26 protein-coding genes and 1 pseudogene are annotated in these 25,713 nt (G+C 72.6%); 15 read left to right on the plus strand and 12 right to left on the minus strand.

Going from position 1 to position 25,713, the window contains the following annotated elements:
- Positions 1–58: 58 nt before the first annotated feature.
- Positions 59–703, plus strand: coding sequence for a cysteine hydrolase family protein (locus ACZ7DL_RS28320; RefSeq protein WP_470778303.1), 645 nt, complete (start codon positions 59–61; stop codon positions 701–703).
- A gap of 6 nt (positions 704–709) precedes the next feature.
- On the opposite strand, the gene ACZ7DL_RS28325 is transcribed toward ACZ7DL_RS28320, so the two are convergent.
- Positions 710–1,177, minus strand: coding sequence for a Rieske (2Fe-2S) protein (locus ACZ7DL_RS28325; RefSeq protein ID WP_470778304.1), 468 nt, complete (start codon positions 1,175–1,177; stop codon positions 710–712).
- A gap of 175 nt (positions 1,178–1,352) precedes the next feature.
- Between ACZ7DL_RS28325 and ACZ7DL_RS28330 the strand changes: the two genes are divergently transcribed.
- The 7 genes from ACZ7DL_RS28330 (at position 1,353) to ACZ7DL_RS28360 (ending at position 7,553) form a co-directional block, all read left to right on the plus strand.
- Positions 1,353–2,129, plus strand: a complete 777-nt coding sequence (locus ACZ7DL_RS28330) for a HipA family kinase (RefSeq protein ID WP_470778305.1) — start codon at positions 1,353–1,355, stop codon at positions 2,127–2,129.
- Positions 2,126–2,575, plus strand: coding sequence for a DUF3037 domain-containing protein (locus ACZ7DL_RS28335; protein WP_470778307.1), 450 nt, complete (start codon positions 2,126–2,128; stop codon positions 2,573–2,575). The genes ACZ7DL_RS28330 and ACZ7DL_RS28335 overlap by 4 nt, the downstream gene beginning before the upstream one ends.
- A 145-nt stretch (positions 2,576–2,720) precedes the next feature.
- Positions 2,721–3,482 carry a 3-oxoacyl-ACP reductase FabG gene (fabG, locus tag ACZ7DL_RS28340; RefSeq protein WP_470778309.1) on the plus strand — a complete coding sequence of 254 codons (762 nt, stop codon included), beginning with the start codon at positions 2,721–2,723 and terminating at the stop codon, positions 3,480–3,482.
- Positions 3,483–3,504: 22 nt separating this feature from the next.
- Complete coding sequence (locus ACZ7DL_RS28345; RefSeq protein WP_470778311.1) at positions 3,505–4,266, plus strand: SDR family oxidoreductase; 762 nt, start codon at positions 3,505–3,507, stop codon at positions 4,264–4,266.
- A gap of 186 nt (positions 4,267–4,452) precedes the next feature.
- Positions 4,453–6,030, plus strand: a complete 1,578-nt coding sequence (locus tag ACZ7DL_RS28350) for an ABC transporter substrate-binding protein (RefSeq protein WP_470778313.1) — start codon at positions 4,453–4,455, stop codon at positions 6,028–6,030.
- 98 nt (positions 6,031–6,128) lie between these two features.
- Positions 6,129–6,812: a uracil-DNA glycosylase gene (gene ung, locus ACZ7DL_RS28355; RefSeq protein WP_470778314.1), complete on the plus strand. Its 684-nt coding sequence runs from the start codon at positions 6,129–6,131 to the stop codon at positions 6,810–6,812.
- 228 nt (positions 6,813–7,040) lie between these two features.
- The gene (locus ACZ7DL_RS28360) at positions 7,041–7,553 is read left to right on the plus strand and encodes a hypothetical protein (RefSeq protein WP_470778316.1); all 513 of its coding nucleotides are present in this window, start codon (positions 7,041–7,043) and stop codon (positions 7,551–7,553) included.
- A 149-nt stretch (positions 7,554–7,702) separates the two neighbouring features.
- Here the strand turns inward: ACZ7DL_RS28360 and ACZ7DL_RS28365 are convergent, their stop codons facing one another.
- Positions 7,703–8,176 (minus strand): hypothetical protein, encoded by a 474-nt coding sequence (locus ACZ7DL_RS28365; protein WP_470778318.1) that lies wholly within the window; start codon positions 8,174–8,176, stop codon positions 7,703–7,705.
- Between the two features lie 281 nt (positions 8,177–8,457).
- On the opposite strand from ACZ7DL_RS28365, the gene ACZ7DL_RS28370 reads away from it, so the two are divergent.
- Positions 8,458–9,369, plus strand: coding sequence for a Gfo/Idh/MocA family protein (locus tag ACZ7DL_RS28370; protein ID WP_470778319.1), 912 nt, complete (start codon positions 8,458–8,460; stop codon positions 9,367–9,369).
- On the opposite strand, the gene lnt is transcribed toward ACZ7DL_RS28370, so the two are convergent.
- Both lnt and ACZ7DL_RS28380 read right to left on the minus strand, forming a co-directional pair.
- Positions 9,287–10,861 (minus strand): apolipoprotein N-acyltransferase, encoded by a 1,575-nt coding sequence (lnt, locus tag ACZ7DL_RS28375; protein ID WP_470778321.1) that lies wholly within the window; start codon positions 10,859–10,861, stop codon positions 9,287–9,289. The genes ACZ7DL_RS28370 and lnt overlap by 83 nt on opposite strands.
- Positions 10,862–10,932: 71 nt before the next feature.
- Positions 10,933–11,415: a nuclear transport factor 2 family protein gene (locus ACZ7DL_RS28380; protein WP_470778323.1), complete on the minus strand. Its 483-nt coding sequence runs from the start codon at positions 11,413–11,415 to the stop codon at positions 10,933–10,935.
- 95 nt (positions 11,416–11,510) lie between these two features.
- Between ACZ7DL_RS28380 and ACZ7DL_RS28385 the strand changes: the two genes are divergently transcribed.
- Positions 11,511–12,122: a DUF4291 domain-containing protein gene (locus ACZ7DL_RS28385; RefSeq protein ID WP_470778325.1), complete on the plus strand. Its 612-nt coding sequence runs from the start codon at positions 11,511–11,513 to the stop codon at positions 12,120–12,122.
- Positions 12,123–12,134: 12 nt separating this feature from the next.
- Here ACZ7DL_RS28385 and ACZ7DL_RS28390 read toward each other — a convergent pair whose 3' ends face one another.
- The 3 genes from ACZ7DL_RS28390 to ACZ7DL_RS28400 form a co-directional block, all read right to left on the minus strand.
- Positions 12,135–12,314: a hypothetical protein gene (locus ACZ7DL_RS28390; RefSeq protein WP_470778326.1), complete on the minus strand. Its 180-nt coding sequence runs from the start codon at positions 12,312–12,314 to the stop codon at positions 12,135–12,137.
- Positions 12,315–12,510: 196 nt separating this feature from the next.
- On the minus strand, positions 12,511–13,386 hold the full coding sequence (locus tag ACZ7DL_RS28395; protein WP_470778328.1) for an undecaprenyl-diphosphate phosphatase: 876 nt from the start codon (positions 13,384–13,386) through the stop codon (positions 12,511–12,513).
- Positions 13,387–13,566: 180 nt separating this feature from the next.
- On the minus strand, positions 13,567–14,037 hold the full coding sequence (locus tag ACZ7DL_RS28400; protein ID WP_470778330.1) for a winged helix-turn-helix transcriptional regulator: 471 nt from the start codon (positions 14,035–14,037) through the stop codon (positions 13,567–13,569).
- A 107-nt stretch (positions 14,038–14,144) separates the two neighbouring features.
- Here ACZ7DL_RS28400 and ACZ7DL_RS28405 point away from each other — a divergent pair, with 107 nt between their 5' ends.
- Positions 14,145–15,314 (plus strand): thiolase family protein, encoded by a 1,170-nt coding sequence (locus ACZ7DL_RS28405; RefSeq protein WP_470778332.1) that lies wholly within the window; start codon positions 14,145–14,147, stop codon positions 15,312–15,314.
- Between the two features lie 218 nt (positions 15,315–15,532).
- Here the strand turns inward: ACZ7DL_RS28405 and ACZ7DL_RS28410 are convergent, their stop codons facing one another.
- The gene (locus ACZ7DL_RS28410) at positions 15,533–16,312 is read right to left on the minus strand and encodes a TVP38/TMEM64 family protein (protein ID WP_470778334.1); all 780 of its coding nucleotides are present in this window, start codon (positions 16,310–16,312) and stop codon (positions 15,533–15,535) included.
- Positions 16,313–16,693: 381 nt separating this feature from the next.
- Between ACZ7DL_RS28410 and tuf the strand changes: the two genes are divergently transcribed.
- Together tuf and ACZ7DL_RS28420 are read left to right on the plus strand one after the other, a co-directional pair.
- Positions 16,694–17,863, plus strand: coding sequence for an elongation factor Tu (tuf, locus tag ACZ7DL_RS28415; protein WP_470778336.1), 1,170 nt, complete (start codon positions 16,694–16,696; stop codon positions 17,861–17,863).
- 84 nt (positions 17,864–17,947) lie between these two features.
- Complete coding sequence (locus ACZ7DL_RS28420) at positions 17,948–18,793, plus strand: spermidine synthase (RefSeq protein ID WP_470778338.1); 846 nt, start codon at positions 17,948–17,950, stop codon at positions 18,791–18,793.
- Here ACZ7DL_RS28420 and ACZ7DL_RS28425 read toward each other — a convergent pair.
- Positions 18,755–20,053 carry an MFS transporter gene (locus ACZ7DL_RS28425; RefSeq protein WP_470778340.1) on the minus strand — a complete coding sequence of 433 codons (1,299 nt, stop codon included), beginning with the start codon at positions 20,051–20,053 and terminating at the stop codon, positions 18,755–18,757. The two genes, ACZ7DL_RS28420 and ACZ7DL_RS28425, sit on opposite strands and share 39 nt — an antisense overlap.
- Before the next feature lie 69 nt (positions 20,054–20,122).
- A complete protein-coding gene (locus tag ACZ7DL_RS28430; protein WP_470778341.1) occupies positions 20,123–21,202 on the minus strand; it encodes a DUF8017 domain-containing protein in 1,080 nt (359 codons plus the stop codon).
- A gap of 62 nt (positions 21,203–21,264) precedes the next feature.
- Between ACZ7DL_RS28430 and ACZ7DL_RS28435 the strand changes: the two genes are divergently transcribed.
- Positions 21,265–21,726, plus strand: a complete 462-nt coding sequence (locus ACZ7DL_RS28435) for a DUF4442 domain-containing protein (protein WP_470778343.1) — start codon at positions 21,265–21,267, stop codon at positions 21,724–21,726.
- Positions 21,727–21,822: 96 nt separating this feature from the next.
- On the opposite strand, the gene ACZ7DL_RS28440 is transcribed toward ACZ7DL_RS28435, so the two are convergent.
- Together ACZ7DL_RS28440 and galU are read right to left on the minus strand one after the other, a co-directional pair.
- On the minus strand, positions 21,823–21,999 hold the full coding sequence (locus tag ACZ7DL_RS28440; RefSeq protein WP_470778344.1) for a S1 domain-containing protein: 177 nt from the start codon (positions 21,997–21,999) through the stop codon (positions 21,823–21,825).
- 296 nt (positions 22,000–22,295) lie between these two features.
- A pseudogene (gene galU, locus ACZ7DL_RS28445) lies at positions 22,296–23,212 on the minus strand (UTP--glucose-1-phosphate uridylyltransferase GalU); the annotation flags it as partial.
- Between the two features lie 368 nt (positions 23,213–23,580).
- On the opposite strand from galU, the gene ACZ7DL_RS28450 reads away from it, so the two are divergent.
- Entirely contained in the window at positions 23,581–25,542 is a 1,962-nt protein-coding gene (locus tag ACZ7DL_RS28450; protein WP_470778346.1) for an RICIN domain-containing protein, read from the plus strand.
- Positions 25,543–25,713 lie beyond the last annotated feature (171 nt).

The raw sequence follows: 25,713 nt of genomic DNA on the forward strand, positions 1-25,713 counted from the left end.
CGCTCGCACCCGGATGTGGCTACTCTCACCGCCCCGGACCTCGGTGAAAGGATGTGCCATGCCGTCGTACGAGCACCTCGGCGAACTCCTCGACCCCGTGAGCACCGTCCTGCTGACCGTGGAGTGCCAGCAGGGCGTCGTCGGCCCGGACAGCGCCCTGCCCGAGCTGGCCCGCGAGGCGCGTTCCTCCGGCGCCCTGCGCAACGTGGCCCGGCTGGTCGCCGCCGCCCACGAGACCGGCGTACAGGTGATCCACGCGATCGCCGAGCGCCGGCCCGACGGCCGGGGCGCCGGCCGCAACGCCCGGCTGTTCCGGGCCGCCGAACGGCTCCCCGTACAGCAGCTGACCGGCAGCGCGGCGGTCCGGGTCGCGCCCCCGATCGAGGTCACCGAGGAGGACTTCGTCGTACGACGGCTGCACGGGCTGTCCCCCCTCCACGGCACCGGCGTCGACGCCCTGCTGCGCAACCTCGGCTGCCGCACACTCGTCGTCACCGGCGTCTCGGCCAACGTGGCCATACCCAACGCGGTGTTCGACGCCGTCAACCTCGGTTACACCGCCGTCGTCCCGGCCGACGCCGTCGCGGGGGTGCCCGCCGAGTACACGCCCGCGATGATCCGCCACACCCTCGCGCTGGTCGCCACGGTCGCGACCACCGACGAGGTGCTCGGCTGCCTCAAACGGGCGTACGGGCGCGGCTGAGCCGACTCAGGCCAGCGTGATCTCGTCGCCGGAGACGGTGATCTTCGCGGCGGGCAGCCCCTGTGTCGCGGGCCCCTTCTGCACGCTGCCGTCCTCCACCGAGAAGTGGCTCTGGTGACACGGGCAGACGATCACGCCGTCCGCCACGCTGCCCACCGCGCAGCCCCGGTGGGTGCACTTCGACGAGAACGCCTTGAACGTGCCCGCCTTCGGCTGGGTGACCACGACCCCCTGGTCCTTGAAGATCTTGCCGCCGCCCTCGGGGATGTCCGCGGTCCTGGCGAGCGCGGAACCGCCGGTGTCCGCCGCGGACCCGCCGGAACCGGAGGCCTTGGACCCGGTGTCGGCGGAACCCGACGAGTCGTCGCCCGAACCGCAGGCGGTCAGCGCGGCGGCGAGTCCCGCGGCTCCGGCCGCCGCCACGACGGTACGGCGGGCCGGCTTTCCTGCGGGCTGGAGCGAGGCGCTGGTCATGTGGGGCTTCCCTTCCGCGGAGCTTGTCGTGGTCCGTCATGGGGTACGGCCCTACGGCGGCCGCCGTTCAGCCGGGCACCCGGATCCTTGCCGTCCGGTGATGAGCGGGCGGTGCGCCGGGGCTGTCGCTCGGCTGTGGGCCGGACGCCGGACCGTGCCCCAGTAACCTGGGGCGATGCTCAAGGAAGTCACCGCGACCCGCTACATCACGCCCCTGCGTGAGGGGGGCTCGCTGCCGGGGCTCGTCGAGGCCGACGACTTCGGGACCTACGTCATGAAGTTCACCGGCGCCGGACAGGGCCGCAAGACCCTGGTCGCCGAGGTGGTGTGCGGCGAACTCGCCCGGCGCCTCGGATTCCGGATGCCCCGCCTGGTCACCGTCCAGCTGGACCCGGTCCTCGGGCTCGGCGAACCCGAGCAGCAGGTGCAGGACCTGCTGCGGGCCAGTGGCGGCACCAACCTCGGGATGGACTTCCTGTCCGGCGCGCTCGGCTACGACCCGCTCGCGTTCCCGGTGAGCCCCGAGGAGGCCGGCCGGATCCTCTGGTTCGACGCGCTGATCAACAACGTCGACCGCTCCTGGCGCAACCCCAACCTCCTGGTCCACCAGGGCGAGCTGTGGCTCATCGACCACGGCGCCACCATGATCTGGCACCACAACTGGCCCGCCGCTTCAGCCTCCGCGGCCCGTCCGTACGACGCCTCCGACCACGCCCTCGCCCGCTTCGCCCCCGACGTGTCCGCCGCCGCGGCCGAGCTGGCACCCCGGGTCACCGAGGACCTGCTCGCCGAGGTCACCGCGGAGATCCCCGAGACGTGGCTCGCCGACGAGCCCGGCTTCGACACCCCGGACGACCTGCGCCGGGCCTATGCCCGGCCGCTGCTCGCACGGGCGGCCGTCATCGCCGACCGCATCACCGGCACCGGCTCCGGACTCCAGGAGGACAAGTGAGCGAGCGCCACATCCATATGGCCGGCCATGTGGCCGAGCGGCACATCACCCGGGCGGGTCAGGGCGGCGACCGGGACGTGTTCGAGTACGCGCTGCTGCGGGTCGTGCCGCGCGTGGAGCGCGGGGAGTGCATCAACGCGGGCGTGGTCGTCTACTGCCGCGCCCAGACCTACGTCGGCGCCCGCACCCATCTGGACGAGGCGCGGTTGCTCGCGCTGGACCCGGCCGCCGACGTCGCCGGGGTGCGCGCCGCGCTGCGGGCGATCGAGCGGCACTGCGCGGGCGGTGAGGAGGCCGGACAGGCGGCCGGCGACGACGCCGGCCGGCGCTACCGCTGGCTGATCGCGCCCCGCTCCACCGTGGTCCAGCCCGGGCCCGTGCACACCGGCCTGACCACCGACCCGGCCGCCGAGACGGAGCGGTTGCTGGACCTCCTGGTGAGGTAATGGATCACACCGGCCTGATGTGCCGTTGACACCGGGTGCCATGGCTTCTAGCGTCACGGGTGCTGAAGGTACTAAGCGGTCGCTCACCGCATGAGGGGTTCTCTCCGAGGGCCCCGTCAGGTTCTCTCAAGGGCGAGGAGAAACAATGTCCACCACTGAACAGCGGGTCGCGGTAGTCACCGGCGCGGCGCGCGGCATCGGCGCCGCCACCGCCGTACGGCTGGCCGCCGAGGGTCGCGCGGTCGCCGTGATCGACCTGGACGAGGCCGCCTGCAAGGACACCGTCGAGAAGATCACCGCGGCCGGCGGCAAGGCCATCGCGGTCGGCGCGGACGTCTCCGACGAGGCGCAGGTCGAGGCGGCCGTCGCCCGGATCGTCGAGGAGCTGGGCGCGCCCACCATCCTCGTCAACAACGCGGGCGTGCTCCGCGACAACCTGCTGTTCAAGATGAGCGTCTCCGACTGGGACACCGTCCTGAACGTCCACCTGCGCGGCTCGTTCCTGATGACCAAGGCCGTCCAGAAGCACATGGTGGACGCGGGCTTCGGCCGGATCGTCAACCTCTCCTCCTCCTCGGCGCTCGGCAACCGCGGACAGGCCAACTACTCCGCCGCCAAGGCCGGCCTCCAGGGCTTCACCAAGACCCTCGCCATCGAGCTCGGCAAGTTCGGCATCACCGCCAACGCCGTCGCCCCCGGCTTCATCGCCACCGAGATGACCAAGGCCACCGCCGACCGCGTCGGCATGGGCTTCGACGACTTCAAGAAGGCCGCCGCCACCCAGATCCCGGTGCAGCGCGTCGGCGAGCCCGAGGACATCGCCAACGCCGTCGCCTTCTTCACCGACGAGGCGGCCGGCTTCGTCTCCGGCCAGGTGCTGTACGTCGCCGGCGGACCGCTCAACTAAGGGATTCAGAGGTAACACGGACATGACTGAACTCCCCGAGCTGTCGGGCCGGGTCGCCCTCGTCACGGGCGCGAGCCGCGGCATCGGCTACGGCGTCGCCGAGGCCCTGGTCGCCCGCGGCGACCGCGTGTGCATCACCGGCCGCAACGAGGACGCGCTGAAGGAGGCCGTCGAGACGCTCGGCGCCGAGCGGGTCATCGCCGTCGCCGGCAAGGCCCACGACCTGGACCACCAGACCGAGGCCGTCGCGCGCACCATGGAGGCCTTCGGCAGGGTCGACTTCCTGGTCAACAACGCGGGCACCAACCCGGTCTTCGGCCCGATCGCGGACCTCGACCTGAGCGTCGCCCGCAAGGTCTTCGAGACCAACGTGATCTCCGCGCTCGGCTTCGCCCAGAAGACCTGGCACGCCTGGCAGAAGGACAACGGCGGCGCGATCGTCAACATCGCCTCGGTCGCGGGCCTCGCGCCCTCGCCGTTCATCGGCGCCTACGGCGTGAGCAAGGCGGCGATGATCAACCTGACCCAGCAGCTGGCGCACGAGTTCGCGCCGAAGGTACGGGTCAACGCGATCGCCCCGGCCGTGATCAAGACCAAGTTCGCACAGGCCCTGTACGAGGGCCGGGAGGAGGAGGCGGCCTCCGCCTACCCGCTCGGCCGGCTCGGCGTGCCCTCCGACATCGGCGGCGCCACCGCGTTCCTCACCTCCGAGCAGTCCGACTGGATCACCGGTCAGACGCTCGTCGTGGACGGCGGCATCTTCCTCAACGCCGGTGTGAGCTGAGCATCCTCCGGGCGCCGATATCCGGACGGATCGGCGCCCGGAACACCGTTGGGAATCCGCAAAGCGGACTGACAACGTCGTCATGGCCGAGACGATCAAGAAAGCGCTTCTCCGGGGTGGTTCACGGGGCCGAACGCTGCGGTATGGTCTGCCGACCCTTGGTATGGCAGATCGAGGAGCGTGCGCGTGTTCAACCGGAACCGATTCCTGCGGAGAGTCGCGGCAATCGCGTCCATATCCCTGGTGACCGGGTGCAGTCTGCTGTCCGACGGCGACCCCGACAGCCAGGGGCCGATCGTCGTGGGCACCACCAGCGTCCCCAGCACGCTCGACCCGGCCGGTGCCTGGGACGGCTCCTGGGAGCTGTACCGGAACATCTTCCAGACGCTCCTCGCCTACCCGAACGGCGCCACCACCCCTCAGCCCGACGCCGCCGAGAGCTGCTCCTTCACCGACTCCTCCAGTCGCACCTACCGCTGCAAGCTGCGCGCCGGCCTGAAGTTCGCCGACGGCGACCCGCTGACCGCCGAGGCCGTCCAGCACTCGATCGACCGCATCCGCACCATCAACGCCCAGGGCGGCCCCGCCGGGCTGCTCGGCAGCCTGGACCGCGTCGAGACGTCCGGCGACCGCGAGATCGTCTTCCACCTCAACCAGCCGGACGCCACCTTCCCCTTCGTGCTGGCCACCCCCGCCATGTCGATCGTGGACCCGGACGACTACCCCGCCAGCTCGCTGCGCAAGGACACCTCGGTGCACGGCTCCGGGCCGTACAAGCTCCAGTCCTACGAGGAGGGCGCCGAGGCCGTCCTGGTCCGCAACGACAGCTACCAGGGCTTCGCCAAGCCGCAGAACGAAGCGGTGACCATCCGCTACTTCAAGGACTCCGCCGGCATGGTCAAGGCGCTGCGGGACAAGCAGATCGACGTCACCTACCGAGGTCTCGCCGCCGACGACATCCTCGCCCTCCAGGAGCACGACGACGAGGACCTTCAGCTGGTCGACGGCGCCGGCACCGACATCAGCTACCTGGTCTTCAACCCCAAGGACCCGTGGGCCAAGCAGCCCGCCGTACGCAAGGCCATCGCGCAGCTCGTGGACCGGGGCGCGATCGCGCACAAGGTCTACAAGGACACCGTCGACCCGCTGTACTCGATGGTCCCCAAGGGCCTGACCGGCCACGCCACCGGCTTCTTCGACGACTTCGGCGAACCGAGCGTCTCCAAGGCCCGCAAGATCCTCTCCGACGCCGGCATCACCCAGCCCGTCCCGCTCACCTTCTGGTACACCACCGACCGCTACGGCTCCGAGACGGCCCTGATGTTCAAGGAGCTGAAGCGGCAGCTGGAGGACTCCGGCCTCTTCACCATCACCCTCAAGAGCCGCCCCTGGAAGAGCTATGTGGTCGGCTACCAGAAGGGCGAGTACCCGGTGTTCGGGCGCGGCTGGTTCCCGGACTTCCCCGACGCGGACAACTTCATCGCCCCCTTCGTCGGCGAGCACAACGCCCTCGGCACGCCCTACCCGGCCAAGGAGATCACCGGCAAGCTGCTGCCCCACGCGCGCGCGGAGAGCAACCGCGCCAAGACGGTCAAGGACATGGAGGAGGCCCAGCAGATCATCGTGAACGACGCCCGGCTGGTCCCGCTGTGGCAGGGCCGGCAGTACGTGGCGGCCAATGTCGACATCTCCGGTGGAGAGCAGGCCCTGGACCCGTCGACGATCATGATGATGTGGATGCTGCACCGCAAGACGAGCTGGTGAACCGGCCTTCCGGCACGCGTTGTCAGTGGTCGCCTGTAGGTTCTGAAGCCTGGAAGTGACCGCACGCCGTAGTTGCCTGACATCGTGAGGACGTTGACGTGACCGACATCGCCATGCTGCCCGAATCCTGGCGCGGGGTTCTGGGCGACGAGCTCCAGCAGCCCTACTTCAAGGAGCTGACGGAGTTCGTGGAGGAGGAGCGGGCGAAGGGTCCCGTCTACCCGCCGCGCGAGGAGGTCTTCGCCGCGCTGGACGCGACGCCGTACGAGCAGGTGAAGGTCCTCGTCCTGGGCCAGGACCCCTACCACGGCGAGGGCCAGGGCCATGGCCTGTGCTTCTCGGTCCGTCCGGGCGTGAAGACCCCGCCGTCCCTGCGGAACATCTACAAGGAGATGCAGGAGGAGCTGGGCCTGCCCGTCCCGGACAACGGCTATCTGATGCCGTGGGCCCGGCAGGGCGTGCTGCTGCTCAACGCGGTGCTCACCGTCCGGGCGGGCGAGGCCAACTCGCACAAGGGCAAGGGCTGGGAGAAGTTCACCGACGCCGTGATCCGCGCGGTGGCCTCCCGCCCCGACCCGGCGGTCTTCGTCCTGTGGGGCAACTACGCGCAGAAGAAGCTTCCGCTGATCGACGAGACCCGGCATGTGGTGGTCAAGGGGGCGCACCCCTCGCCGCTGTCCGCGAAGAAGTTCTTCGGTTCCCGCCCGTTCACCCAGATCAACGAGGCGATCGCCCGCCAGGGCCACGAGCCGGTCGACTGGCGCATCCCGAACCTGGGCTGACGGGTGACGGCCGCGGGTGACGGCCGGCTGAGGGCTGAGGGTGACGGCTGTCGGGTCACGTGTGACGGTGACAGCGGGCGGCGAACCGTGCGGGCCGGCCGCGACGAGCCCGCGGCCGACCCGCGGCCGATCACCGGCCCCCAGTGGCACGGCGCCGCCTGACCAGGAATCCTCGCGGCGCCGGTTAGCGTCAGGAGCGGACCATTGCCGACGGCCCGGAGGACCACCGTGGCGGAGCGACAGGAGCAGACGGCGCCGGACGCCGTGCTGACGCGGATCGGGCAGGTCGTGATGCTGCACCACGGAGGCGACCGCGAGGAGGCCCGCAGCCGCTTCCTGGACCTGTGGACGGAGATCGGCGAGGACGGTGACCCGCTGCACCGCTGCACGGTCGCGCACTACCTGGCCGACACCCAGGACGACCCGGCGGACGAACTGGCCTGGGACCTGCGGGCCTTGTCGGCGGCCGAGGAGGTGGCCGAGGGCCGCGCGGCCGGCGACCCGGCGAGCGTCCGGGGCTTCTTCCCCTCGCTCCACCTCAATCTGGCCGCCGACTACGTCAAACTGGGCCGCGCCGAGGCCGCCCGCAGCCATCTGCGCCGGGCCCGCAGCGCCGCGGGTTCCCTGGCCGACGACGGCTACGGCGACGGAGTCAGGTCCGCGATCAGCCGCCTGGAGCTGCGGCTGCGGGAGGACGGCACCCCGGGCGGCGACGGCTGGGGGCCGCCCCGGCAGCGCTGAGCCTCCGCGGGTGGTGCAGTTGAAGGGCGTCGGTTCCGGTCAGGACCCCCCGAGTCCCGCGCCCCTCCCTGCTGCGGCGCCCTTGCGGCTGGTCGCCCACGCGGCGGTGCCGCACATCGATACCGGCCCGCGCGTCTTCGGGGCGCGGATCAGTGGCCGTACCTCTGCTCGCAGATCCTCGCTTCCGGGCTGTCCTTGTGCCAGCCGCCGTACGCCTTGCCCAGGGCGCACACGTCCGGGGCCGTGGGCAGCAGTAGCGGGGGCGGGCCGGGCAGGTGGCTGTGCCGTCGCCCGGCGGGGTCAGGGTGCGGGCGGGTTCGCGGGGGATCGGGCGGGCCCGGCGGCCGGTGCGTGGTCTCAGGTGCGGCCGGGGCGTGCTGCCGGGCGGGTGGCCCGGAGTGTGCCGGGCGCCGGGACGGCCCGGCCATCCCCAGCGCCTCGCGGGCCGGCGCCTGCACCACGTGGGACTCCGCGCTGCCGTCCGGCCGCGACGCCATCGGCTGCGAGGGCGCGGTGTCCCGCTGCGATCCGGGTGTCACCGGGTGCCGCACCGTCACACAGCCGGAGAGGGCCGAAACGGCCACGGTGACCAGAAGCGCTGCGATGGTCGTCGTTCGATGCACCCGCGCAACTCTGCTGGGTGGGCCGCCGGCTTGGCACGAGGGAGCCGGATCCGATGCCCCGCAGGGGTGATTGCATGCCCCGTGCGGAGGGATTCCGTGTGCCCGGGGTGACGTTCTCGGCGTCCGGCAGGCCCACGAGCAGCTCCCGCAGGCCCGTCCGGATCCCCACCTGTCGAAGACCGGGCCGGCGCTCTTCCCGTGCGGCTGCGACGGCATCGCCGACCGGCGGCCCCCCGTATGCTTCGGCAGGGACCACGCAGGCAAGCGCCAGGGGAGAGCACGTGAAGGTCGGCTGTATCGGACTCGGGGACATCGCGCAGAAGGCGTACCTGCCGGTGCTGGGCGCGCAGCCGGGGCTGGACCTGCACCTCCAGACCCGCACGCCCGCCACCCTGGACCGGGTCGGGGACAGCCTGCGCCTGCCCCGGGAGCAGCGGCACACCTCCCTGGACTCGCTGCTCGCCGCCGGCCTCGACGCGGCCTTCGTGCACGCGCCCACCGCCGTCCACCCCGAGATCGTCGCCCGGCTGCTGGAGGCCGGCGTCCCGACCTACGTGGACAAGCCGCTCGCCTACGAACTCGCCGACTCCGAGCGGCTGGTCGAGCTCGCCGAGCGGCACGGCGTCTCGCTGGCCGTCGGCTTCAACCGGCGGTACGCCCCCGGCTACGCCCAGTGCCTGGACCACCCGCGCGAGCTGATCCTCATGCAGAAGAACCGGATCGGGCTGCCCGAGGAACCGCGCTCGATGATCCTGGACGACTTCATCCATGTCGTCGACACCCTGCGGTTCCTGGTGCCCGGCCCGGTCGACGACGTGACCGTCCGCGCCCGTGCCGAGGAGGGGCTGGTCCACCACGTCGTCCTCCAGCTCGCCGGGGACGGCTTCACCGCGCTCGGCGTGATGAACCGGCTCAGCGGCTCCACCGAGGAGATCCTGGAGGTGTCCGGGCAGGACACCAAGCGCCAGGTGGTCAACCTCGCCGAGGTGATCGACCACAAGGGGCAGCCGACGGTGCGCCGGCGCGGCGACTGGGTGCCGGTGGCCCGGCAGCGCGGCATCGAGCAGGCGGTCCTCGCCTTCCTCGACGCCGTGCGGGCCGGGGAGGTGCTCAGCGCCCGGGACGCGCTGGCGACCCATGAACTGTGCGAGCGGGTGGTGCGAGCGGTTCAGGACCGCTCCGGCGCAGCCTGAGCGCCCGCACCCCCTCGGTCACCCCCAGCGCGGCCAGCACCAGCAGCGCGCCGTACACCGGCCAGTCGCCGTAGCGGGCGTACGCGGTGACGCCGTGCGCGAGCGGGACGTCGTACACGCGCGCGGCGCTCGCGTCGGTGCCGAGCCAGGGGCCGAGGCGCCGTCCGTCCGGGCCGTACACCGCCGACACGCCGGTGAGGGTGGCGTGCACCATGGGGCGGCCGGTCTCGGCGGCGCGCAGCGCGGCCAGCGAGGCATGCTGCTCAGGCGCCCAGCTGCTCTGGAAGGAGGAGGTGGAGCTCTGGCCGAGGAGGAGGTCCGCGCCGTCCTCGGCGAGATGCCGGCTCATGTCCGGGAACGCGGTCTCGAAGCAGATCAGCGGGCCGATGCGCAGCCCGTGTCCGACGTTCATCACGGTCTGCTCGGCGCCGCGGTGCCGGTCCTCGCCGGCGGCCCGGCCCACCGAGGTGGCCCAGCCGAGCAGCGAACGGGCCGGTATGTACTCGCCGAACGGGACCAGCCGCATCTTGTCGTACCGGTCGCCGGTCAGGCCGTCCGGGCCGACCAGCACCGAGCTCTTGTAGATGCCGGGCCGGTCGGAGCGACGGGCGTCCACGTTCACCAGCACATCGGCGCCGGTCTCGTGGGACAGCGCGGCGATCCGCCGGGCCAGATCGGGGCGGTCGTCCAGGTCGAAGCCCACGCTGGACTCGCCCCACACGATCAGGTCGATGTCCTGCCCGGCCAGCCGCCGGGTCAGCCGCTCCTCCCGGTCGAACCGCTTGTCGCCGCTGTCCTGGCCGGCCACGACACCCGGTTGTACGACGGCGACCCGGACCCGCCCGTCGACGTCCGGGCGCGGCGCCCACGCCCACGCGGCCGAGGTCGCGGCGGCCGTCGCGACCAGCGAGGCCACGGCCGGCACGCGGACCCGGCGGACGGCGAGCAGCACGGCCGCGGCCACGTTGACGGCCACCACCAGGAAGCTGAGCAGCCACACCCCGCCGACCGAGGCCAGGTGCAGTGCGGGGTCCACCTGCCACTGGCTGGCGCCGAGCATGCCCCACGGCCCACCGAGGCCCTGCCAGGACCGGACCAGCTCCACCGCCAGCCAGGCCGACGGCAGCACCAGCAGCGCGGCGGCCCCCCGGCCCGGCGACGGCACCCCGCCGAGGAACCGGCGCACCAGCCAGCCCCAGGGCGCCCAGAGCGCACCCAGCAGCGCGGCTATCAGGAAGATGAACACGTGCAGGCTCGGCAGCAGCCAGTGGTGAACGGCCAGCAGGAAGCCGAAGCCGCCGCACCAGCCGTCGTACGCGGCCCGTCGCGCGGTCGGCGCCGAGCGGGCCAGCAGGATCCATGGCACCAGGGCGACGTACGCGAACCACCACAGTGACGGGGCAGGGAAAGCGAGCACGGGCAGGGCGCCCGCGAGGGCGGCGGCGCCCGAGCGGCGCCATGGGGAGGTGAGCCAGCGGTCGATCGTCCTCATACCGACCCTCCCTACCCAGGCTCTGCCTCCAGTGTGCGCGCGGGAATCGATCTCCGACACAGGAGTCCGGATCAGTCGCCGACCCCGGCCCGGCTCCGCTCGGGCAGCCGCCGCCACTTCTCCCGTACGACCACCTCGCGCAGGCGCCAGCCGTCCGGTGTGCGCAGCAGCGCGAAGTCGTAGCGGCCGCCACACACCAGGTCGGGGGCGGCGGACCCGTCGGGACCGGCGAAGCGCATGGGGTTGAGGTAGTCCGCCCGTACCCGGGCGGTGTCCCCGGCGTCGTGCTCCAGCACTCCGAACCGCACCTGCCGGTTGACGATCAGGTGCTGGCGCATGGCGAACAGGGCCAGGCTCTCGGCGAGCCAGCCGGCGACCCGTTCCGCGTCGCCCTCGATGCCGCCCGCCGAGCGGTAGTCGGCCCGCCCGTCCGCCGTGAACAGCCGCCGGTAGGCCGCCCAGTCACCGTCGTCCACCGCCACCGCGTACGCGGTGACCAGGTCGTCCACGGCCAGCCGGTCCCTCACGGTCGCGAACTCCGCGCGCTGCGTCATCGGCACAGTGTTGGGCACGGCGGGCCCGGAGCCAAGAGGCGTGCGGGGTGAATATTCGGTGGTGCGCCAGGCCCCGGGCAGCCGAACCTGTCCCCGTGAACGTGCAACCGACCACAACCGAACCGAAGTTCCGCATCCGTGCCCGGCACACCGACGCCACGGTCACCGTCTACCAGGCCTACCGCCCGCAGATCGGCCGCCCGGCCGCCCGGGCCGGACGCTTCCCGGCCGCCTGGAAGCGGGACCGGATGACCTGGATCAAGCCGTCCTTCCTGTGGATGATGTACCGCTGCGGCTGGGGCACCAAGGAGGGTCAGGAGACCGTGCTCGCCATCGAGATCAGCCGCGAGGGCTTCGAGTGGGCACTGCGCCACGCCTGCCTGTCCCACTACGTGCCCGCGCTGCACGCCGACCAGGCCGCCTGGAAGCGGGAGTTGGCGCGCAGCCCGGCCCGCGTCCAGTGGGACCCGGAGCGGGATCTGCACCACAATCCGCTGCCGTACCGGTCCTTGCAGCTCGGTCTCGCCGGGGAGGCGGCCACCCGGTACGCCGACGAGTGGATCGTCGGCATCGAGGACGTCACCCCGCTGGCCACGGAGATCCACGCGCTGGTGCGGGCGGGCGAACAGGAGCGGGCCGGCGAGCTGCTGCCCGAGGAGACGCCGTATCCGGTGGCCGACGAGGTGCTGGCGCATCTGCGGGCGTAGGCCGGCCGTGGGTCAGGCGGCCTCGATGACCTGCCCGCGGATCGCCTCGGCCCACTCGATCACCAACAGCTCGTACTCCGCGCGTTCCTGGGTGGACAGGATGCCGCCCGCACGCAGCCACAGCGCCCGGATCTGCTCGTTCACCTCGGCAGCAGAGCGCACGGAACCAGGGGGCGGGAAATCGGGGGACATGCGGAACAGCCTAGGGGCAGGAGCTGACCGTGCGCTACCGCGCGGCTACGCAGAAGGTATGGGGTTGGTCACCGGCCCCGCGCGATAAGGCGTTCGTGGCGGCGAAGTGCCGTGCGGTTCTTCCGGGTTGCCCAGGTCGGGGGCGCGCCGCCGCAGCGCGGAAGATGTCCGAAACAGGGGTGGTGGGAGCGGGCCGTCAGCCCGCCGACTCCGCCGCGTGCGGGCTCAGCGCGCCCGCGCCGACGAGGGCGATGATCACGACGCCGAGGGCGATGCGGTACCAGACGAACGGCATGAAGCTCTTGTTGGAGATCCACTTCATGAACCATGCGATGACCGCGTATCCCGAGGCGAACGCGATCACCGTCGCGAACAGGGTCGGCCCCCAGGCCACATGGCCCTCGCTCAGTGAGTCCTTCACCTCGAAGGCGCCGGAGGCGAGGACGGCCGGGATGGCGAGCAGGAAGGAGTAGCGGGCGGCGGCCTCGCGCTTGTAGCCCATGAACAGGCCGCCGCTGATGGTCGCGCCGGAGCGGGAGACGCCGGGGATGAGGGCGCAGGCCTGGCACAGGCCGAAGATCAGGCCGTCCTTGACGCCGAGGTTCTCCAGCGTCTTGCGCTGCTTGGGCGCCCGGTGCCGGCCGCCGGTCTCGTCGCGGGCCGCCATCCGGTCGGCGATGCCGATGACCAGGCCGACGACGATGAGCATGGTGGCGGTGATCCGCAGATCCCGGAAGGGCCCCTCGATCTGGTCCTTGAGTGTCACGCCCAGCACCCCGATCGGTATGGAGCCGACGATCACCAGCCAGCCCATCTGCGCGTCGTGGTTCCGGCGCATCGTCTTGTCGAACAGTGAGCGGAACCAGGACGTGATGATCCGGCCGATGTCCTTGCGGAAGTAGATGAGGACCGCCGTCTCCGTGCCGATCTGCGTGATCGCCGTGAAGGCCGCCCCCGGGTCCTTCCAGCCCGAGAACGCGGCGGTCAGCCGCAGGTGCGCGCTGGAGGAGACGGGCAGGAACTCGGTCAGCCCCTGGACGAGTCCGAGGACGAGGGATTCAAACCAAGACATGAAGGTAGGGCGTCCAAGTGCTGGGGAGAAATGGTGATCATGTGACGAGGGCAGCGTAGCGGGCCCGGGTGACACCGGAGCAACAGGGGCCGGACAGTCCGCTCATGCCTGGTCGCCGGTATGTCCCCGCCGTTGCGGACCGTGTCCGTGGCCGCCGATCGGCTCGGGCCGCCGGCCGGCTCAGGCCGCCGTCGGTCCGGTGACGGTCCAGCCGGGGGCCTGCGGGTGGGCCGTCAGGTCCTCGTGACGCACGGGTTCGCCGCACGCCTGGCAGGTGACCACCGGCACCAGTTCGTTGCCGCAGACGTGCTCGACGGCCATCGGCAGGTCGATGCCCTTGCGCAGATGACGGTCGCCCCACTCCTTGAGGGTCATCAGGACCGGCTCCAGCTCCAGTCCCGCCTGTGTGGGCCGGTACTCGAAGCGCTGGGGGCGCTCGCTGTACACGCGCTTGGTGAGGATGCCGGCCTCCACGAGCCGGCGCAGCCGGGTGGCCAGGATGTCGCGCGGGGCGCCGATGTTGCGCACCAGTTGGTCGAACCGGCCGTTGCCCAGACACACCTCCCGCAGGACGAGCAGCGAGTACTTCTCGCCGACCAGCGCGAGGGCGTCGGCGATGGAGCAGGGGCGCGGATCCTTCGTGGCGGCCATGCGGCCCAGTCTAGATGAGGGTTTGAATTTCCAACTCGCTCGGCTATGGTGAGTCCAGATTTCCTACTCACTGGTAGCCCTTCCGAACCCCGCTGGAGGCCCGCCCCATGCGAGACGCAGTCATCGTCGAAGCCGTACGCACTCCCATCGGCAAGGGCAAGCCGAACGGCTCCCTCGCTCACGTCCACCCCGTGCAGCTCCTCGCGCACACCCTGCGCACCCTGGTCGAGCGCTCCGGCGTCGACCCGGCGCTGATCGACGACGTGATCGGCGGCACCGTCGACCAGGTCGGCGAACAGGCCATGAACACCACCCGGTTCGCCGTGCTCGCCGCCGGCTTCCCCGAGTCCGTCCCGGCGACCACCGTGGACCGCCAGTGCGGCTCCTCCCAGCAGGCCGTGCACTTCGCCGCGCAGGGCGTGATGTCGGGCGCGTACGACCTCGTGGTCGCCTGCGGTGTGGAGTCGATGAGCCGGGTGCCGATGTGGTCCAACGTGTCCGACGGCAAGGATCCGTTCGGGCCAGGCGTCGCCGAGCGCTACCCCGAGGGTCTGGTCCCGCAGGGCATCAGCGCCGAACTCATCGCCGCCAAGTGGTCCCTCACGCGCGCGCGGATGGACGAGTTCGCCGTCTCCTCCCACAGCAAGGCCGACGCCGCGTGGCGGAGCGGGCTGTTCGACGCCGAGGTCGCCCCGCTGGAGGGCGTCGCCCGCGACGAGTGTGTCCGCCCCGGCAGCACCCCGGAGGTCCTGGCCGGTCTCAGGTCCGCCTACTACGACCCCGGTTTCGCCGAGCGCTTCCCGCAGATCGAGTGGAACATCACCGCGGGCAACGCGAGCCCCGTCAACGACGGCGCCTCCGCCGTCCTGATCACCTCCGGCGAGACCGCGGCCCGGCTCGGCCTGCGCCCTCTGGCCCGGCTGCACAGCTTCGCCGTGACCGGCTCCGACCCGATGCTGATGCTCACCGGAGTCATCCCGGCCACCGAGAAGGTGCTGCGCAGGGCCGGCCTGAACCTGGCCGACATCGACCTGTTCGAGATCAACGAGGCGTTCTCCAGCGTGGTGCTCGCCTGGCAGCAGGAGACCGGTGCCGACCTCGCCAAGGTCAACGTGCACGGCGGCGCGATCGCCCTCGGCCACCCGCTCGGCGCGAGCGGCACCCGGCTGACCACGACCCTGGTCCACGCGATGCGCGAACGCGGCGCCCGCTACGGCCTCCAGACCATGTGCGAGGCGGGCGGACTCGCCAACGCGATGATCCTGGAAGGGGTCTGAGCCGGCAGCCCGTCCCACCGGGCCGTCAGGCCATGACCCGGCCCGCCGCGGCGATCAGGTCGGCGGTCGCCGCGACGGCCGCCTCGCGGCGGGCGGCCGGCATGGCCTGGTCGGTTGCGCCGCAGGTCGAACGCGTGCGCGCCGCCGAGCAGGGTGCCGGCCACGGCGATGACGCCGGCCCACATCGGTAGGTCCTCCTCGGCTGGCGGTGCGAGGGCTCACCGGCCGCGCAGCTGGTGACGCTTGCGCCAGGCCACGACCGTGCCCACGAGCGCCGGTACGGCGATGACGGCCATCGCGATCAGGAAGGCGGGGGACGTCGGTGCCGAGGCGCGCGCCCCGGCGATCGCGTAGGCGGCCGTGTTCGGGATCGAACCGAGGCCCGTGGCCAGCAGGAAGGGCAGCCAGCCCATGCGGGAGACGGCCGCGCAGTAGTTCGCCGCACAGAACGGCACTCCCGGGAAGAGCCGGGCGACCAGCATGGACCGGAACCCGTGCCGGCTGAGCTGCCCGTCGGCCGCCTTCAGCCAGCGGCCCCGCAGCAGGGGCCGCAGCGCGTCCTGCCCCAGCAGCCGGCCCAGCCCGAACGCCACCCCGGCCCCGAGCACCGTGCCCGCGAGCGCCGCGGCCAGCCCCAGCTGCGAGCCGAACAGCGCGCCCGCGGCCAGGTTCAGCAAGGGGCGCGGCACGAACGCCACGGTGCACAGCCCGTACGCCGCCGCGAACACGACGGCCGCGGTGAGCCCGCCCAGCTGGGGCGGCCAGCCGTGCGTCAGGAGCCGCTGCGGCTCGAACAGCAGCACACAGCCCGCCGCGCCCGCGAGCAGCGCGAGCAGTACCGACAGCCGCGCGTACGGCGACAGCAGCGTGCGCGTGCAGCGAGCGCCGAACCCGCCGCGGGTCGGCGGCGGAACGGGCACGGCCGGGGGGACGGCCGGCTCCGTGGCGGCGGCCCGGGGCGGGGCCGTGGCGGTGCCAGAGCGGTTGGCATCGAGCATCCGGTGACAGTAACCGACGAGCATGTGTGATCGCCGTATGGTCCGCCTGCCGTCCACACCGGCCCGCGCACCCCGAGGCCCTCAAGAGCACCGGCTCCTGACGCCCGCGCCCCGAGCCTCGACCGGCGTACCGCGGAAAACCATTCGACGCCGGATGGAGCGTCGGCCATGATCGACGGCATGTTCCGGTACGCCTTCCTCCTCGCAGCATCCGCCGTCGCGGATGCGCCGAAGGCTGCCGTCCCGCTCCTCGTGGCCGCTGTCGACGGCGCCCGAAGCTGACCCTCTCCGGATCGTCCGGCGGACCCCGCAGGGGGAGGGTCGGCCAGTTCCCGGGGTCCCGCATCCTTCCGCACGGCTGAGAGGCTTCGAGGTACAGCCATGTCCAAAACCGCTTACGTCCGCACCAAGCCACATCTGAACATTGGCACGATGGGCCACGTCGACCACGGCAAGACGACCCTGACCGCCGCCATCACCAAGGTCCTCGCCGAGCGCGGCACCGGCACCTTCGTGCCGTTCGACCGCATCGACCGCGCCCCGGAGGAGGCCGCCCGCGGCATCACGATCAACATCGCGCACGTCGAGTACGAGACCGACACCCGGCACTACGCCCACGTCGACATGCCGGGCCACGCCGACTACGTCAAGAACATGGTCACCGGCGCCGCGCAGCTGGACGGGGCGATCCTCGTCGTCTCCGCGCTCGACGGGATCATGCCGCAGACCGCCGAACACGTGCTGCTCGCCCGGCAGGTGGGCGTCGACCACATCGTCGTCGCGCTCAACAAGGCCGACGCGGGCGACGAGGAGCTGACGGACCTGGTCGAGCTGGAGGTGCGCGACCTGCTCACCGCCCAGGGGTACCCGGGCGACGCCGTACCCGTCGTACGCGTCTCGGGACTGCGGGCCCTGGAGGGCGACCCGCGCTGGACGGCGTCCGTCGAGGCGCTGCTCGACGCGGTGGACACCTACGTGCCCATGCCGGAGCGGTACCTGGACGCGCCGTTCCTGCTGTCCGTCGAGAACGTGCTGACCATCACCGGGCGGGGGACCGTCGTGACCGGCGCGGTCGAGCGGGGGACACTCCGCCTGGGGGACCGCGTGTCGGTGCTCGGCGCGGACGTCGAGACCGTGGTCACCGGTGTGGAGACCTTCGGCAAGCCGATGGAGGAGGCACAGGCCGGGGACAACGTGGCGCTGCTGCTGCGGGGCGTTCCCCGGGACGCCGTACGGCGGGGGCACGTGGTCGCGGCGCCGGGAAGTGTGGTGCCCGCCCGGCGGTTCTCGGCCCGGGTGTATGTGCTGTCGGGACGGGAGGGGGGTCGTACCACCCCGGTCGTCAGCGGGTACCGGCCGCAGTTCTACATCCGCACGGCGGACGTGATGGGCTCCGTCGACCTCGGCGAGGCCGCCGTCGCCCGGCCCGGCGAGACGGTGGAGATGACCGTCGAGCTGGGGCGTGACGTTCCCCTGGAGCCGGGGCTCGGTTTCGCCATCCGTGAGGGCGGGCGGACCGTGGGGGCGGGGACCGTGACCGCTGTGGAGTGAGGCCGACGAGCGTGGGGGACCGCCGGTCGTCGTGGCTGGTCGCGCAGTCCCCCGCGCTCCTTCGGTGCGCGTCACAATGAGCGTGTGACTGAACAGATACCCGTTTCCCGCACCACCGACCACGGCACCGCCCGGCTGATGCCCGACGTGGACCGGGAGCGGGCCTGGCTGCTCACCGTCGACGGGGCGCCCCAGTCGTACGTCGATCTCGACGATCCCGCGTATCTGGAGTTCGAGTACGCGCGGCGGCTGGGGTACGTCCTGGACACCGTGGCCGAGGCCGGACGGGCGCTGGACGCGGTGCACCTGGGCGGGGGAGCGCTGACGTTGCCCCGGTACCTCGCCGTCACCCGGCCCGGCTCCCGGCAGGACGTCGTGGACGCCGACCGGGGGCTGCTGGAGCTGGTCACCGAGCAGTTGCCGCTGCCGCAGGGCTCGGGCATCACACTGCACGCGGCCGATGCCCGGGCCTGGCTGGAAGCCGCGCCGGACGACCACGCGGATGTGCTGATCGCCGACGTGTTCGGCGGGTCCCGGGTGCCCGCCCACCTCACCACGCTCGCCTACGTCCGCGAGGCCGAGCGGGTGCTGCGGCCCGGCGGGGTCTATCTGGCCAACCTCGCCGACGCGGCGCCGTTCGGCTTCCTCCGCTCCCAACTGGCCAACCTGGCTGCCGTGTTCGAGGAGACGGCGCTGATCGCCGAGCCGGCGGTGCTGCGCGGGCGGCGGTTCGGCAACGCGGTGGCCGTGGCCGCGCACCGGCCGCTGGACATCGCCGCGCTGGCCCGCCGTACCGCGGCGGACGCCTTTCCGGCGCGGGTCGAACACGGTGCCGCGCTGCGGGCGTTCACCGGGTCGGCTCGGCCCGTGGAGGAGGCCGACGCCGTGCCGTCACCCGAACCCCCCGACGGAGCTTTCGGCATCGGCTGACGCGGGCGGGGAGACGGTGACCCGGTGCGTGCGCCGGGTCAGCGTACGGACGTCCGGGACCAGCAGCACCAGGGCGGTGACCAGGACCACCAGCGCGGCACAGCCCCAGAGGGCGGCCGTGCGGCCGAAGGCGGACTCGGCCGGGCCGGCCAGGGCGGTGGCGAGCGGCACCAGGGAGACCGAGCCGAACCAGTCGTAGGCCGAGACCCGGGAGAGCTTGTCCTCGGGGATCTCCTGGTGGAGCGCGGTCATCCAGGAGACGCCGAACACCTCCACCGTCGTACCCGCGGCGAACATCACCACGTACAGCACGCCCGGCGGCACCGGGACGGCAAGCGCCGCCGAGGGCAGGGCGAGCGGGAAGACGCACAGGGTGCCGGCGAGCAGCAGCCGGCGGGGTTTCCAGCGGGTCATCAGCAGGGCGCCGGCCACCGTGCCCGCGCCGAACGCGGCCAGGGCCAGGCCCCAGGGGCCCGCGCCGCCCAGCCTGTCCCGGGCGACCAGCGGGCCGTAGACCGCGTCGGCCGCGGCGACCACCGCGTTGGCGATCGAGAACTGGACGACGATGCCCCACAGCCAGGGCCGGCCGATGAACTCCCGCCAGCCCTCGCGGAGATCGGCCAGCATGCCCTCGCCCGGGGCGCGCGGCGGGATGTGGCCGACGTCCAGGAAGGAGCGCAGCGCCGCGGCGACGGCGAAGGCCGCCGCGTCGATGGCGAGCACCCAGCCGGGGCCGACGGCCGCGACCAGGGCGCCGCCGAGCGCCGCGCCGCCGAGGGCCGCGCCCTGGGTGGCCATGCGGAAGACGGCGAACGCCCGGCCCGCCTGCTCGCCCTCGACGGAGGACATCAGCATGCCCTCCGCAGCCGGGCCGAAGAACGCCTGCCCGGCGCCGCCGAGCGCGGTCAGCAGCATCATCTGCCACAGCCGCGGCTCCCCGGCCAGGACGAGCGCCGCGAAGGCCGCCTGGGACAGGCAGTTGAGGGCGTTGGCGGCGACCATCACCCGGTGCCGGGGCAGCCGGTCCGCGACCGCGCCGCCGATGAGCAGGAACACCACCAGCGGCAGGGTGCGCGAGGCGGCCACCAGTCCCACGTCGCCGCCGTCGCCGCCCGTCTCCAGCACGGCGAACGCGGCGGCGATCAGCGACCCGTTCGCGCCGAGGCCGGTCACGATGGCGGCCGCGGTCAGCAGCGAGTAGTTGCGTCCTGCCCAGGCGGGTCTGCGGGGACGGTCCAAGGAGCCGGCGGTCTTGTTCACCGGCCGACTATCTCCGCCCGGCGCCTGGTCTGCCAAGTTGGTGTCCGGACGTCCTGGGCGGTGCCGCGGTCACTCCACGGTCGGGTCGCCGTGCAGCCGTACCGTGCCGAGGATCTTGGTGATCGTGGCCTCGGGCAGTTCGTCCTTGACGCCCGTGGCGCCGTAGAGCGTCCACGAGACGAAGCTGCCCGTGGAGTTCTTGAAGGCGAACGTGGTGGCCTTGCCGTCGGTGGAGCACTTGTTCTTCTTCGGCACGCCGGCGACGTACGACGTCGCGACGCTGCCCTTGATTCCCGACGCCGTCGTGAAGGGCTTCGCCTTGCCGATCCGCAGGTACTTCTTGGCGGCTTCCGACTGGTCGGTGTACCCGCCGAAGGCGAACGTGGCCGCGTCGCCTCGGGCGATACTGGCGGTGTCCTTGGCGCCGTTCTCCCCCTTGGTTCCGCTGCCCGCGAGCGCGTAGGTCGCCTTGGTGCCGTTCTCCTCGGAGGAGCAGTAGTCCGGCTTCAGGAACGCGGGCCCGGAGAAGCCGATGTACGCCGAGCCGTCGCCCTTCTCCTTGTCCTCGAAGAAGGAGAAGGTGCCGGGCCGCTCCACCTCCCAGTCGGCGGGCACGTCGAAGGCCGTGCCGTACTTGGGGTTGACCACGACCTTCCAGCCGGCGACCGTCGGCTTCTCCGCCTCGTTGGCGCGCGGGTTGTCGGTCGACGCGGTCGAGGCGGTCGAGGCGGACGAGGTGGCCGTCGGCGACGCACTCGTGTGGTGGCCGTCCTTGCCGTTGTCGGCCTCGTCGTCCTTCGAGCCGCCCAGCACCAGGAAACCGGTCACGGCCGCGGTGACCACGACGGCGGTGGCCGCGACGATCGCGATCAGCTTGGTACGGCCGCCGCCACCCTGCGGGGGCTGAGGTCCGGGCGCCGCGGGCGGCTGCCCCCACTGCGGCTGCTGTGCGTACGGTCCGGCCTGCGGCTGCTGTGCGTACGGTCCGGCCTGCGGCTGCTGTCCGTACGGTCCGGCCTGCGGGTTCTGCTGGTATCCCGGCTGCTGGTACGGGTTGTGCTGCGGGTGACCCGGTTGCTGGTACGGGTTCGGCTGCGGATTCTGCTGCGGGTTCTGCGCGCCCCCGGGCGGCTGCTGATCTGGCCACATGGCCCGTAACCATAGTGCGGATCACTGGCCAGGCTCCGCTACTCGTGAGTAACATGACGGCCATGAGCGCAGACCAGATGTCGATCGGCGAGATGCTCGCCGCCACCGTGCCCATGGCCCGGACGCTGAACCTCGAGTTCCTGGAGACCACGCCCGACCGGGCCGTGGTGTCCCTGCCGGACCAGAGTGCGTACCACAACCACGTGGGCGGCCCGCACGCCGGTGCGATGTTCACCCTCGGGGAGTCGGCCAGCGGCGCCATCGTGCTGGCCGCCTTCGGGAACCAGCTCTCGCGCGCGGTGCCGCTCGCCGTCAGCGCCGAGATCGCCTACAAGAAGCTGGCGATGGGCGCCGTCACCGCGACCGCGACGCTGGGCCGGCCGGCCGCCGAGGTCGTCGCCGAACTGGACGCCGGACAGCGGCCCGAGTTCCCGGTGTCGATCGAGATCCGGCGCGCGGACGGGGCCGTGACCGGCGAGATGACCGTCCTGTGGACGCTCCGGCCGACCGACCAGGAGAAGTAGGCACACCGGCCTTGGACCGGGCCCGACTCTCTGTGGCGGCCCGGCGGACGCCCCGCTCCCGCTGTGCCGGGGCGGGGCGCTGTCGGGCCGGGCGGTTCATCGAACGGCGACGACGTTGGTCGCCTTCGCGCCGACGATCTCGAAGACGACCCGCTGACCCTCGCGGGTGGTCTGCGTCTCCATGCCGGAGAAGGGGCGTCGGGCACCGTCCTCGCCGGCGATGATGCCGACGCCGTCCGCCTTGTTGTAGACGGCGATCGTTCCGAGAGGCATCGTCTGCTCCTCCATGGGTTGGTCGAGCTGGTGATCTCCCCCCGTGAACAGAGCATCACGCAACGTGTCCGGCACGGGGAAGGGTCCGGCGGCGCGTCGGCCAGGGTTTGACCGGATGTCAGCGAGGTTTCTCCGAGCCACCGGCCGACGCCGGCCCTGCCGGGTCACGCGGCCCGGTGACGCTCCGCGCCGCCCGTCGCCGGACCGCCGTCTGCCGCGGGACCTCCTGTTGCCGGACCGTTCGTGGCCGCTCGGCCCGTCGCCGGACCGCCCGTCACCGCACTGGCCGTCGCCGCGCCGTCCGGCAGTGACGCCACGAACTTCCTGAGCCAGCGCGTGAAGTCGGGGCCGAGGTCCGGGCGGGCGCTGGCCAGGCGGACCACCGTGCGCAGGTAGTCGGCCTTGTCACCGGTGTCGTAGCGCAGACCCGTGAAGACCACCCCGTGCACCGTGCCGCCCGCCGCCAGCTCCTGCAGGGCGTCGGTCAGCTGGATCTCGCCGCCGCGGCCCGGCGGGGTGTGCTCCAGGACGCCGAAGACGGCCGGGTCGAGGACATACCGGCCGATGACCGCGTACCGGCTCGGCGCGGTCCCCGGTGCCGGCTTCTCCACCAGGCCGGTCACCCGGACGACCCCCTCCTCGCCCGTCGGCTCCACCGCCGCGCAGCCGTAGAGGTGGCTCTGCGCCGGTCGGCCTCCATCAGCGCGACCACGCTGCCCGCGTACCGCTCGCGGACCTCCAGCATGCGGCTCAACAGGGTCTCGCGCGGGTCGATCAGATCGTCGCCGAGAAGCACCGCGAAGGGCTGGTCCCCGATGTGCTGCCGGGCGCAGAGCACGGCGTGGCCGAGACCGAGCGGGTCCCCCTGGCGGATGTGGTGGATGTCGGCGAGCCGCGCCGGATCGCGTACGGCGTCCAGGCGCGCGGTGTCGCCCTTGGCGGCCAGCGCCTGTTCCAGTTCGAAGGCGTGGTCGAAGTGGTCCTCGATGGCCCGCTTGTGCCGGCCGGTGACCATCAGGATGTCGTCCAGGCCGGCCGCGGCGGCCTCCTCGACGACGTACTGGATGGCCGGCTTGTCCACCACCGGGAGCATCTCCTTCGGCGTGGCCTTGGTCGCGGGCAGGAACCGGGTGCCGAGACCGGCGGCCGGTACGACCGCTTTGCGCACGGTCCGGGGGAGGGCGGGGGTCGCTGTGGAGTGGGGGTCGATCATGCGGCCCATGCTGGGGCACGCGGATGAGAGTTCGCTCTCAGCGGCGTGGGTACCCGCTGTGCGGGCGGCCGGAGAGGCGGAGATTTCGTGTGCCATCCGGCTTTTGTGGCACGGGAGTTGACCGTCAGGTGAGGATCCCCGTGAAGGATACCGGCGGTAACCGCCGGGCAATTAAACGAGTTTGCCGTCGGAGCATTCTCACTTCTTGTTTCCGGCGAGCCGCTTGTGCCAAGGTGAGCCTTCCCGCGGGAGGGCTAAGGCAGGCGTCGACGTCAGAGCCGGCCCTTTAGGTATGCACCAATCAGGCACTGCTTTCCGACAGGACGCGCTTGCGCATGCGGTCCTGCGGCTGGAAAGGAAATGGTTCCGTGCAGTCCCCTTACCCCCCACGCCCCCCGTACCCGCCCCTGCCCGGCCCGACCGGGGAGTCCGACCGTGATCTCGTCGCCCGGCTGAGCGAGCCGGACGGTGCCCGTCATCACGCCGTCGCCCTGCTGCTCGCCCGGCACTGGCGGGCCACCCGCGACTACGCCGTCGTCTGCCTGGCCTCCGCCGGGCCCACCGCCCAGCTGGTGGCCACCGCGGCCTTCCATCAGGTACTCGGTCGCGCGGCGGGCGGCGTGCTCGGCGGTGCCCTGCGCCCCCGGTTGCTCGTCGCCGTCCGCGACACCGTCCGCGCCTGGGCCGCGGACGACGTGGCCTGCGCCACCCTGCCGGAATTGCGCAAAACCACCGGCGCTCGCGGGCTGCGTGCCACAAAGCCGGGGCCAGCGGAAAGCAGGCAGCTCGCCGCCCGGGCTTTCCGGGCCCTTCCCGGCGCCTCGCAATGCCTTCTGTGGCACACCGAGGTCGAGGCCGAACCCATATACATACCGGCGGGTCTGCTGGGCGTCGACACGGCCACCGCGATGACCGCCCTGGAGCAGGCGCGCGAGCAATTCCGTGCCGGTTGCGTACGCGCCCACCGGGAACTCGCGCCCACCAGGGAATGCCGTTTCTACAACCGGCTCCTGGACGTTCCCATCCGTCGCGGCGGAGCCCTGCTGCCGGACGTCCGCCGGCATCTGACGGTCTGTCGCCACTGCCGGCACTCCGCCGAGCAGCTCGGCCACTTCGACGGCGCCCTGCCCCTCCTGCTGGCCGAGACCGTGCTCGGCTGGGGCGCCCGCCGCTACCTCGACTCGCGGCCCGGCCGCGCCCCCGTCGAGGGGTGGCCGCCCCCGCCGGCGCCGCCGGCCGCGCCCCCGGTGTCCGGCGGCCGACACCGCACCGGACCGGAGCACCGCCACCGCAGGGCCGTCGCCGTCGGCGTCGGACTCACCTCCCTCGCGCTGCTCGTCACCGTCCTCGCGGCCAGAGGCTGGTCCGATGACAACGGTGTCCGCGCACCCGGCGCCACCTGGGGCGCGCCCGCCGGCGGCACCCCGCGGCCGAGCGGCGCCGGAGCCCGCCCCGCCACCTCGCCCTCCGGCGCCTCCGCCGGCCAACCCGTCGAGGTCGCCCGCGGCGCCCTCCGCGGCCTCGCCTCCGGGCGCTGCCTGGACGTGTCCGGGGACCGGGTCGCGGCGGGCTCCGGAGTCCGGCTCGCACCGTGCTCGGCAGCCGCCTCGCAGCAGTGGTCGTACCAGGACGACGGCCTGCTGCGCAGCGCCGCCGACCCCACCCTCTGCCTCGCCGCCGACCCCGGGACGGGAAGCGTCGCGCTGGCCGGGTGCGTCGGGCCCGCCGGGGAGGTGTCGTACGACTTCACGGTGCGCGGCGAGATCCTGCTCCGCCGGCACCAGGGGCTGGCCCTCGCGTCGGGTTCCGGCCGCTCCGCCGGGCGGGTCGGGGTGGCCCGGCGTGATGCCTCGGCGAAGCAGCGGTGGGTGTTAGAGCCGGGAGTGGGCGGACCTTCGGGTTCCGGCCCGGCTCCGGCGCCGGACGGCCGGGACGGGCGGGGGCGGTCGCATGAGCCGGACGCGCCCGGTGCCGGGCGGCCGGGGGAGCCGGAGGGTGCGGGCGGGCAGTCTCCCGGGCGCGGCGGGGACGGCAACACCTCGCGGGGCAAGCGCGGGCGGGCCGGCCAGGACGCCGGGGAGCGCCATGAACCCCGTGTCGCGCAGGTGCGGGCCGCGGAGGCGGAGCGGCCGGGTGGCGTCGGTGGAGCGGGTGAAGTCGTGGGAGGGCGGGACGTGGTGAGGGAGGCGCCGGACGTCGTTCCGCGGGTCGCGCGCCTGGCCGTGCCGCAGCGGGTGCTCCCCGCCGTGCCGCAGCGCGTATCCCCGGCTCCGCGGCTGCGGCCGCCCCTGGCCGAATCGCCGGGCACACCCCGGGCCGTACGGCCGTGAACGCCCCTGCCGTACGGCTGTGAGCAATCCCCGCCGCCCTGTCCGTTTCCCGTCGGCCGGGTTCGAGCCACCGGTACGAGGTCATGGGGAATTCACAGAGCGCGGCGGGGCGTCCGGGCGGGTGGCGCGGTGGTGAGGGCACGGTGGAGCGAGCGGTCGGTTTGACGGGCT

It is taken from the genome of Streptomyces sp. NPDC036984 (genome assembly GCF_055607665.1).

Coding starts and splice junctions, on each gene's coding strand:
- ACZ7DL_RS28440 (WP_470778344.1), bottom strand. CDS start 21,999: ATGCCTCTCGGAACGATCGCCGTCTACAACAAGGCGGACGGCGTCGGC.
- ACZ7DL_RS28325 (WP_470778304.1), bottom strand. CDS start 1,177: ATGACCAGCGCCTCGCTCCAGCCCGCAGGAAAGCCGGCCCGCCGTACC.
- ACZ7DL_RS28330 (WP_470778305.1), top strand. CDS start 1,353: ATGCTCAAGGAAGTCACCGCGACCCGCTACATCACGCCCCTGCGTGAG.
- ACZ7DL_RS28320 (WP_470778303.1), top strand. CDS start 59: ATGCCGTCGTACGAGCACCTCGGCGAACTCCTCGACCCCGTGAGCACC.
- ACZ7DL_RS28395 (WP_470778328.1), bottom strand. CDS start 13,386: ATGTCTTGGTTTGAATCCCTCGTCCTCGGACTCGTCCAGGGGCTGACC.
- lnt (WP_470778321.1), bottom strand. CDS start 10,861: ATGAGGACGATCGACCGCTGGCTCACCTCCCCATGGCGCCGCTCGGGC.
- ACZ7DL_RS28400 (WP_470778330.1), bottom strand. CDS start 14,037: ATGGCCGCCACGAAGGATCCGCGCCCCTGCTCCATCGCCGACGCCCTC.
- ACZ7DL_RS28405 (WP_470778332.1), top strand. CDS start 14,145: ATGCGAGACGCAGTCATCGTCGAAGCCGTACGCACTCCCATCGGCAAG.
- ACZ7DL_RS28345 (WP_470778311.1), top strand. CDS start 3,505: ATGACTGAACTCCCCGAGCTGTCGGGCCGGGTCGCCCTCGTCACGGGC.
- fabG (WP_470778309.1), top strand. CDS start 2,721: ATGTCCACCACTGAACAGCGGGTCGCGGTAGTCACCGGCGCGGCGCGC.
- tuf (WP_470778336.1), top strand. CDS start 16,694: ATGTCCAAAACCGCTTACGTCCGCACCAAGCCACATCTGAACATTGGC.
- ACZ7DL_RS28390 (WP_470778326.1), bottom strand. CDS start 12,314: ATGTCCCCCGATTTCCCGCCCCCTGGTTCCGTGCGCTCTGCTGCCGAG.
- ACZ7DL_RS28380 (WP_470778323.1), bottom strand. CDS start 11,415: ATGACGCAGCGCGCGGAGTTCGCGACCGTGAGGGACCGGCTGGCCGTG.
- ACZ7DL_RS28435 (WP_470778343.1), top strand. CDS start 21,265: ATGAGCGCAGACCAGATGTCGATCGGCGAGATGCTCGCCGCCACCGTG.
- ACZ7DL_RS28410 (WP_470778334.1), bottom strand. CDS start 16,312: ATGCTCGATGCCAACCGCTCTGGCACCGCCACGGCCCCGCCCCGGGCC.
- ACZ7DL_RS28430 (WP_470778341.1), bottom strand. CDS start 21,202: ATGTGGCCAGATCAGCAGCCGCCCGGGGGCGCGCAGAACCCGCAGCAG.